The organism is Cellulomonas sp. A375-1, assembly GCF_001040865.1.
Classification (GTDB): Bacteria; Actinomycetota; Actinomycetes; order Actinomycetales; family Cellulomonadaceae; genus Cellulomonas; species Cellulomonas gelida.
The window spans coordinates 1-8,968 of sequence record NZ_LFKW01000115.1; the positions used below are offsets into that span (position 1 = coordinate 1).

Consider the following 8,968-nt stretch of genomic DNA (forward strand, 5'->3'; position numbering starts at 1 on the left):
CGGCCCACTGCGGCTCGGCCGGGTCTCCGGCGGGCGCGTCGGGCACGGCGGTCTGCTCGACCGGGACCACGGCGTCCGCGCCCGGGGGCAGCGGTGCGCCGGTCATGATCCGGACCGCGGTGCCCGGGGCGACCTCGGGCTCGGCGGCGGAGCCGGCCGCGACGTCACCCACCACGCGCAGGACGACACCCGCGTCCACGGCCGCCGCCGCGACGCCCGCCGCGCGGACCGCGTACCCGTCCATCGCGGAGTTGTCCCATCGCGGCAGCGCGGCCTGCGTGGTCACGTCGGCGGCGAGGACGAGCCCCAGCGCGTCGAGCAGCGGGACCTCGGTGGCCGGCAGCGGCGCCGCCAGCGCGAGCGTCGCTGCCCGGTGCTCGTCGAGCGACCGCACGTGTACCCCTCTCGTCGTCGCCCGATGCTCCCACGCCCGCCCCACCCCGTGCGCCGCACCACGCGCCCCGCCGTCCCGTCGGTGCAGCGATGGATCCGTCGGTGCAGCGATGGATGCAGGGTGCGCGCAGCGCAGAGGCATCCGTCCTGCATTCATTCGTGCATCGAGCGCCCGACGACGTGGGCGCCGGCTGGTGGGTCAGCGGTGGGATGTCGCCGTCGGCGCGTGGGAGAGCCAGGCGACGATGCCGCCCGTGAGGTTCGACGCGTCGATCCCTGCCGCGCGCAGCACCTGCGCGGCGGCGTGCGAGCGGGCACCCGCATGGCACACCACGACGACCGCCGGACCGTGCGACCAGTCGTGCAGCGCGGAGCCGTCGAGCACCGTCGCGAGCGGCACGGGCACCGCGCCCGGGAACGGTGCAGCGGCGATCTCGTACGGCTCACGGACGTCCACGACGACGACACCGTCGGCCGCGTCGGCGATCCGCGCCGCGAGCTCGTCGGCGCTGACCTGGGGCACGCGGTCCGCGGGCGAGACCGGCGACGGCCCGGGCGCCTGCGCCGGGACCTGCACCGACGAGCCCGCCGGCGACGGCTCCCCCGTCGGCGCCTCGTCCCGCGCGTCGGCCCGCCCCGCGTCGGCCCCCGGACGCGACGACCGCGCGAGTGGAACCTCGGTCCAGCGCGAGCGCAGTGCGTCGAGCACCAGCACGCGGCCGAGCAGCGGCTCGCCGAGCCCGCACACGAGCTTGACCACCTCGGTCGCCATGAGCGAGCCGACCTGCCCGCACAGCGCCCCGAGCACGCCGGCCTCGGCGCACGAGGGCACCTCGTCGGGGCCGGGCTCGACCGGGAACAGGTCGCGCAGCGTCACGCCGCCGCCCGGCGCCGCGGACCAGAACACCGACACCTGCGCGTCGAACCGCAGCACCGACCCCCACACGACGGGGATGCCGAGCGCCGCGGCGGCGTCGGAGACGAGGTAGCGCGTGGGGAAGTTGTCCGTCCCGTCAACGACGACGTCGTACCCGCCGAGGATCTCGCGCGCGTTGTCGCGGGTCAGACGGACGGCGTGCGGCACGACGACGATGCTCGGGTCGAGGTGGTGCACCGCGTCGCGGGCCGAGTCCACCTTGGGCCGGCCCACGTCCGACGAGCCGTGGACGACCTGCCGCTGCAGGTTGGACACGTCGACCTCGTCGTCGTCGACGATCCCGAGCGTCCCGACACCCGCCGCGGCGAGGTACTGCAGCACGGGCGCCCCGAGCCCGCCCGCACCGAGCACGCACACGCGCGCGGCGCGCAGCCGCCGCTGCCCGACGAGCCCGATCCCCGGCAGGAGCAGGTGCCGCGAGCTGCGCGCCATCTGCTCAGCGGTCAGCTCTCCGCCCGGCTGCACCAGCGCTGAGTTCCCCACCCCCCCAACCTACGACCGTCCCGCCCCCGACCCCCGACGACCCAGCGACTGCTCCGGGTCTCGGCGCCGTCAGCCGGAGCAAGCGCTGGGTCATCCCAGGAACCCGGACGACCCAGCGACTGCTCCGGGGAAGGGCGGCGGTGGCCGGAGCAAGCGCTGGGTGGTCGGTCGTGGCTGGGGTCAGTCGAAGTCGAGGAGGTCGCCCAGCCAGGACTCGCGCTTCTTCTTGCGCCGGTAGCGCGGGTCGTCGTACCGCGGGTCGCCCGACGAGCCGTAGCGCGAGCGGTCGTCGTCGCGCCGCCGCTCGTCGTAGCGCGGCTCGTCGTACCGGGGGGCGTCGTGGCGGGGGGCGTCGTAGCGAGGAGCGTCGTAGCGGGGTGCGTCATGGCGGGGCTCGGCGCCTGCGGGCGGCGTGCCGTAGGGGGGCGGCGTCGCAGCGGCACCGGGCGCCGGCGGTGCCCCGGGTGTCGAGACCGCCGCGGCGCGGTCGAGGATCTTGTCCAGCTCGCCGCGGTCGAGCCACACGCCGCGACAGGTCGGGCAGTAGTCGATCTCGACCCCCTGCCGCTCGGACATGACCAGCTCGGCCTGGTCGACGGGGCACTTCATGGCGCGCTCCTGACGGGATGAGGGCTGCTGACGCCACACCAACGACCGAGCGGCCGCGGACGTGCCCGGTTCGTCGGGCTCACGCGGTCGCCAGCGTGCGCTGCCACGCGACGATCCGGTCGACCGCCGCGCGCACCACCTCGACCGACGACGCGAACGACAGCCGCACGTACCGCGACCCGTCGACGGGGTCGAAGTCGGTGCCGGGCGTCAGGGCGACGCCCGCCTCGTCGAGCAGGCCCGCGCACCACGTGACCGAGTCGAGCCCGGACGCGGACACGTCGCCGTACAGGTAGAACGCGCCGTCGGCGGGGGCGACGTGGGTCCAGCCGAGCTCGGGCAGTCGCGACAGCAGCAGTGCGCGGGCGGCCGCGTACCGCTCGACGTTCTCGCGTGCGGCGGCCATGCCCTCGGGCGAGAACGCCGCGATGCCCGCGTGCTGCGCGAGGGCGGGCGGGCACAGCGCCACGTTGCCCGCGAGCGCGTCGACGGGCGCGACGAGGTCGTCGGGCAGGACGAGCCAGCCCAGGCGCCACCCGGTCATCGCCCAGTACTTGGAGAACGAGTTCACCACGACGGCGCCCGAGCCGAGGTAGCGCGCGGCGGTCGCGACCCTCGCGTCGGTGTAGGTGATGCCGTGGTAGATCTCGTCGCTGACCAGGCGCACGCCGTGCTCGCCGCACCAGTCGGCGAGGGCCTCGAGCTCGGCGGCGTCGATCATGGTCCCGGTCGGGTTCGCGGGTGAGGCGACGACGAGCCCGTCGAGCGGCTGGGCCGCGTGCGCCTCCTCGAGCATGGCGACGGTCGGCTGGAACCGGGTCTGCGGCCCGGCTGCGAGCTCGACGACCTCGCAGCCGAGCGCCGCGAGGATGTTCGTGTAGGCCGGGTAGCCGGGGCGTGCGAGAGCCACGCGGTCGCCCACGTCGAACGCCGCGAGGAACGCGAGCATGAACCCGCCCGACGAGCCCGTCGTCACCGCGATGCGCGCGGGGTCGAGAGCGACGCCGTACCAGTCCCCGTAGTGAGCGGCGATCGCGGCGCGCAGCCCGGGCGCCCCGAGCGCCTCGGTGTAGCCGAGGTCCCCGCTGGTCAGCAGCTCGATCGCGCGCTGCCGCACCACGTCGGACGCCCCGGTGGCGGGTTCGCCCGCGCACAGGTTGAGCACGTCCTCCCCCGCCGCCCGCCGGGCGTTGGCGGCGGCGATGATCTCCATGACGGCGAACGGCGGCACATGCGCGCGAGCAGCAACCTTCACGCCCCCCATCCTGCCCGCCCCCACCACCCCCCACCCGACGATCCCGCCACGGGCACGCCACCCACCGCGCGGCACGCCACCCACCGCGCGGCGCGCCACCCACCGCGCAGCACTCCCCTCACCGCGCAGCACGCCACTCACCGCGCGGTGAGTGCAGGGATGAATGCAGATCACACCACCTGGAACGGCACCTCCCCTGCATTCATCCCTGCACCCACCGGGCTCGCGGCGGGGAGCGGGGGTGGGCAGGGCACGTGGGGCCGCGGCGCGGCGGAGCAGGAGGGGGTGGGTGGGGTCAGGGGTGGAGGGTGGCGCGGAGGTGGGCGACGACGCCCGCGGTGGCGGCCTCGATCTGGGTGAGGCAGTCCTCGAAGTCCTGCATGCCGCCGTACCAGGGGTCGTCGATGTCGAGCACGTGCTCGGGCTCGCCGGGGCCGACGACCGGCGCGGCCGGGTCGAAGCGGCGCAGCATGACGATCCGGTCGGCCACCTCGGCGGGGGCCATGCGGCGCAGCGTGCGGGCGTGCTGCGCGGTCGCGGGCAGGATCAGGTCGCGCGTGCTCAGCTCGGTCGCGGTGATCCGGTGCGCGTGGTGCCCGTCGCCGGTCGGGTAGCCGTGCGCGGCGAGCACCGCCCGCGCGCGGCGGTCGACGGGGTTGCCGTGCTCCTCGTCGGACACGCCCGAGGAGTCGACGACGACCTCGTGGGCCAACCCGGCTTCCTCGAGGCGCGCCCGCAGCACGATCTCCGCCATGGGCGAGCGGCAGATGTTCCCGGTGCACACGGTCATCACGCGGTAGGTCACGCCCGTCATCTTGGCCCACGGAGCCCCACGGGTCCGGACAAGGCCCCGGCGACCGCCCGCACGTGCGCGTCCGAGCAGGTGCCAGACCGTTCCGCTTGACATCAGGCGCCCCCGGCAGCAATCTGGCCATAGCGCTGGTGACACGAGTCAACGGACATTGCGCCTCGACGTGGAGGCGTGCGTCGCGGGCGCTGCGAACCGGTGCCCGTCACCACTGCTCTGACCGACCCGCTTCCCGCAACGTCGCGCGAAGTCGGTCGGATCGCGTCCGGCGGATGTCCCCCTGACTCCGCCGGTGACCTACGCTGCCCGACCCGTCCCCGGCGTCCGGCAGCCGAGAAACGGAGATGCCCGGATGCCTGCCCACGCCGATCCGTCGCGCGCCCGCCCCCTCCCGATCCCCGACCGCCGCGTCGTCGTCGCCCTCGTGGCGGCCGCGGCGCTCGTCGTGTCGCTGCTCCAAGCCGTGGCGATGTCGCCACGTGCCGACGCCGCGAACGTCGGCTCCGGGAGCTACGCCGACGCGATCCCGGCCGGGGGCGCCGTCCCCACCGAGTGCAACAACACCCCGATCACCAACCCCCGCGCGCACGTCACGAGCAACTTCCCGGCGGGCGCGATCCCGACGAACGACTGGTGGACCTCGCTGCTGTGGCGCAAGTTCGACTGCGCCTCGATCTCCGAGAACCTCATGGCGCACCCCGCGGCGTTCCACGCGTTCACCAACGGGCTCGGCATGAGCTACCCGACCAACGCGAGCATCTCCGGCACGGCGACGGGCGTCTCCGAGTACCACTACTCGTACGCGGAGGACGTGCGCATCGGCATCGCGGGCCTCACCGCCGACGGCAAGGTCGACGGCTACTCCGACTGGACCGTGAGCGAGCTGTGGAGCAGCGGCGGCAACAGCCTGCGCACCACGTTCGGCCACGGCCTGCCCTTCGTCTACGCGACCAAGACCGGCGGCAACGCGACGCTCACGACGACCGGCACGCCGACCGTCTGGAGCACCGCGAACGGCGCGGTCGGCTTCAGCGTCAACGGCCACGACTACGCGGCATTCGGCCCGACGGGCTCCACGTGGTCGGTGTCCGGCACGACGATCAGCTCGTCGCTCAACGGCGGCGCGTACTTCTCCGTCGCGGTGCTCCCGTCGACGGGCAGCGCGTCCGGCCGCGCCGCGGCGCTCGCGGCGTACGCCCCGTACGCGCACAACCACGTCACGGGCACCAAGGTCTCGTGGTCGTACGACGAGTCCGCGGCCAAGCTCACCGCGACGTACCAGTTCACGACGACCGCCAAGCAGGCCGGCAGCGCGGGAACGGTCTTCGCGCTCTACCCGCACCAGCGCGACAACCTCGCCGGGACCACGCTGAGCACGTACTCCTACGTCTCCCCGCGCGGCCCGATGCGCGTCGCGATCGGTGCGTCGCAGTTCCAGACCGTCACGCCCTTCAACGGCGTGCTGCCGCAGCTCGCGAACACCGGCTTCACGTCCGGCGCCGACGTCAACCAGCTCAACGGCTACGTCAACGAGGTCGCGGGCACGGACCCGTTCGCGGGCTTCGGTGAGGACACGTACTGGACGGGCAAGGCGATCGGGCGGGCCACGCAGGTCGCGCAGATCGCCAACCTCACCGGCAACACGGGCGCGCGCGACGCGCTGCTCGGCAAGGTCAAGACGCGGCTCACCGACTGGATGACCGCCTCGCCCGGCGAGACGCAGCGGCTGTTCGCGTACGACTCGAGGTGGGGCACGCTCATCGGCTACCCCGCGTCGTACGGCTCGGACACCGACCTCAACGACCACCACTTCCACTACGGCTACTACGTGGTGGGCGCCGCGACCGTCGCGCAGTTCGACCCGGCCTGGGCGGCGGACTCGGCGTACGGCGGCATGGTCAACACCGTCATCAAGGACGCCGCCAACTGGGACCGCAACGACACGCGCTTCCCGTTCCTGCGCGACTTCGACATCTACGCGGGCCACGACTGGGCGGCCGGGCACGGCGCGTTCGGGGCGGGCAACAACCAGGAGTCGTCGTCGGAGGGCATGAACTTCGCGAGCGGGCTCATCCAGTGGGGTCAGGTCACGGGCAACAAGACGGTCCGCGACCTGGGCATCTACCTCTACACGACGCAGGCCTCGGCCATCGAGAACTACTGGTTCGACACCGACGACGAGGCGTTCCCGGCCGCGTTCGGGCACTCGACGGTCGGCATGGTGTGGGGCGACGGCGGCGCCTACGCCACCTGGTTCAGCGCCGAGCCGGAGATGATCCAGGGCATCAACCTGCTGCCGTCCACGGCCGGCCACCTGTACCTGGGCTACGACCCCGCGTACATCGGCCGGAACATCGCCGAGCTCGAACGCAACAACGGCGGCCCGGCCACGGTGTGGAAGGACATCATCTGGGAGTTCCAGGCCCTGGCCGACGCCCCGACCGCGCTGTCCCAGTTCCGCTCGCAGGCGGGCTCGTACACGATCGAAGAGGGCGAGTCGCGGGCCCACACCTTCTACTGGCTGAAGAACCTGGCCGGTGTGGGGACGGTCGACCGGTCGGTCACGGCGAACACCCCGCTGCACGCGGTGTTCGTCAAGAACGGGGTGCGGACGTACCAGGCCGCGAACATGGGCTCGTCGGCCGTGACGGTGCGCTTCTCGAACGGCGTGACGCTGAACGTCCCGGCGCGCTCGGTCGCGAGCTCGACGGGCGGCACGACGAACCCCACGCCGACTCCCACGCCCACACCCAGCCCGACGCCCACGCCGTCGCCGACCCCCAGCCCCACGCCGTCGCCGACACCGAGCCCGACCCCCAGCCCGACCCCGAGCCCCACGCCGACGCCCGGCACGGGCATCCCCGCCACGTCCCGCATCCAGGCGGAGGCGTACGCGGCGGCGTCGGCGGTCGCCGTCGAGGCGACCGAGGACCTCGACGGTGGCTCGAACGTCGGCTGGATCTCGAACGGCGACTGGCTGCGCTTCGACCGGGTGGACTTCGGCAGCACGCCGCGCACCCAGTTCGTGGCGCGGGTGGCCTCGGGTGCGATCAACGGCGCGAGCGGCCTGGTCCAGGTCCGGCTCGACAGCCCGACCGCGGCACCGGTCGGGAGCTTCGCGATCGCGAGCACCGGCGGCTGGCAGGCGTGGCGCACGGTCCCGGCGAACATCGCGGGCACCACGGGCCGGCACACCGTCTACCTCACGTTCGAGTCCGGCCAGCCGGCGGACTTCGTGAACGTCAACTGGTTCACGTTCCAGTGACCGTGAGGTAGTCCCGAGCAGCAGGGCCCCCGCCGTTCGCACCCGGCGGGGGCCCTGCTCGCGTCCGGGCGCGTCGCTCTCAGGCCGCGTTCTCTCAGGCAGTGCCGCTCTCAGGTCGAGGCGCGCTCGAGCACGTGGAACACGTCGTCGGGCCGGACGGGCGGCTCGAGCGACGGGTCCAGCGCGGCCAGCACGGACGCCGCGAGGTACTCGGCCTGCGCGTCGATGGCCTGCCACACGGTCGTCAGCGGCGGCGACGCGAGGCGCGCGACGGGGATGTCGTCGACCCCGATCACCGCGAGGTCGTCCGGCACCACGAGCCCGGCGGCGGTGGCGCCGGCCAGCACCGCGAGCGCGACCTCGTCGTTGTACGCCGCCACGGCGGTCACGGGTACGGCGTCGTCCCGCCACCCGCGCACGGCCGCCGCCGCCGACTCCACGGTGAGGTCCACGGTCGTCACGCGCGGCTCGGGCAGACCCAGGCGCGCGCACTCGGCGCGCACGCCGGCGAGGCGACGGTCGGCGAAAGCGACCAGGCGGTCGTCGGCCGGTGCGGCGTACGCCAGCGCGCGGTGGCCGCGGGCCACGAGGTGCTCGACCTGCAGGCGGCCGATGCTCGTCTGCGGCACGACGAACGTCTCGGGGTGCGGGTCCTCGTCGAGCGCCGAGCCGACGACGACGATGCCCGAGCGGGTCATCGCCCGCGCGTCGGCCGCCGCGAACGGCACCAGCCCGAGCACCGCGCACGGCGTCACCGCGCGCCACAGCTCCGCGAGCGGGCGCGAGCCGCGGCTGATGTGCACGAGCACCGACAGCCCGTGCTCGGCGAGCGAGGTGGTGACGTGGTCGATGAGCGTGTCGAGCACCGGCCCGACCGTCCAGTCGGGCAGGACGCACAGCACGAGGTCGCTGCGCCCGGAGCGCAGCGCGCGAGCAGCGGCGGACGGCGTGTAGCCGAGCCGGCTGGCCGCCTCGAGCACGCGCCGCCGTGTGGCCTCGGTGATGACGACGCCGGCCTTGGCGTTGAGCACGTAGCTCACGGTGGTGCGGGAGACGCCGCTCTCGCGTGCGACATCAGCACTGGTGACCCGCACGGCTCCCCTCCTCGCGACCCCGGCACGGCTGCGCTGATCGTAGACCTGATCAGCGACGACGCAGCCGGCCGGACAGCGCCGTGCCGCGCGCACACGGGTGACGTGCACGCGCGGCACGGACCGC

The 8,968-nt window shown here is 74.0% G+C and carries 6 protein-coding genes and 1 pseudogene; 1 reads left to right on the forward strand and 6 read right to left on the reverse strand.

Going from position 1 to position 8,968, the window contains the following annotated elements; genetic code table 11:
- From CWIS_RS11810 to CWIS_RS11830, 5 genes and pseudogenes are all read right to left on the reverse strand, one after another.
- Window positions 1-394: pseudogene (locus CWIS_RS11810) on the reverse strand (molybdopterin molybdenumtransferase MoeA); the annotation flags it as partial.
- Window positions 395-592: 198 nt separating this feature from the next.
- The gene (locus CWIS_RS11815) at window positions 593-1,813 is read right to left on the reverse strand and encodes a ThiF family adenylyltransferase (protein WP_231583825.1); all 1,221 of its coding nucleotides are present in this window, start codon (window positions 1,811-1,813) and stop codon (window positions 593-595) included.
- A 180-nt stretch (window positions 1,814-1,993) separates the two neighbouring features.
- On the reverse strand, window positions 1,994-2,422 hold the full coding sequence (locus CWIS_RS11820; RefSeq protein WP_048343503.1) for a zf-TFIIB domain-containing protein: 429 nt from the start codon (window positions 2,420-2,422) through the stop codon (window positions 1,994-1,996).
- A gap of 79 nt (window positions 2,423-2,501) precedes the next feature.
- A complete protein-coding gene (locus CWIS_RS11825; RefSeq protein WP_048343523.1) occupies window positions 2,502-3,677 on the reverse strand; it encodes a pyridoxal phosphate-dependent aminotransferase in 1,176 nt (391 codons plus the stop codon).
- Between the two features lie 295 nt (window positions 3,678-3,972).
- Window positions 3,973-4,491, reverse strand: coding sequence for a low molecular weight protein-tyrosine-phosphatase (locus tag CWIS_RS11830; protein WP_048343504.1), 519 nt, complete (start codon window positions 4,489-4,491; stop codon window positions 3,973-3,975).
- 346 nt (window positions 4,492-4,837) lie between these two features.
- Here CWIS_RS11830 and CWIS_RS11835 point away from each other — a divergent pair, with 346 nt between their 5' ends.
- Window positions 4,838-7,750, forward strand: a complete 2,913-nt coding sequence (locus CWIS_RS11835; protein WP_048343505.1) for a glycosyl hydrolase — start codon at window positions 4,838-4,840, stop codon at window positions 7,748-7,750.
- Between the two features lie 110 nt (window positions 7,751-7,860).
- Here CWIS_RS11835 and CWIS_RS11840 read toward each other — a convergent pair whose 3' ends face one another.
- Window positions 7,861-8,844, reverse strand: coding sequence for a LacI family DNA-binding transcriptional regulator (locus CWIS_RS11840; protein WP_048343506.1), 984 nt, complete (start codon window positions 8,842-8,844; stop codon window positions 7,861-7,863).
- Between the last annotated feature and the right edge of the window lie 124 nt (window positions 8,845-8,968).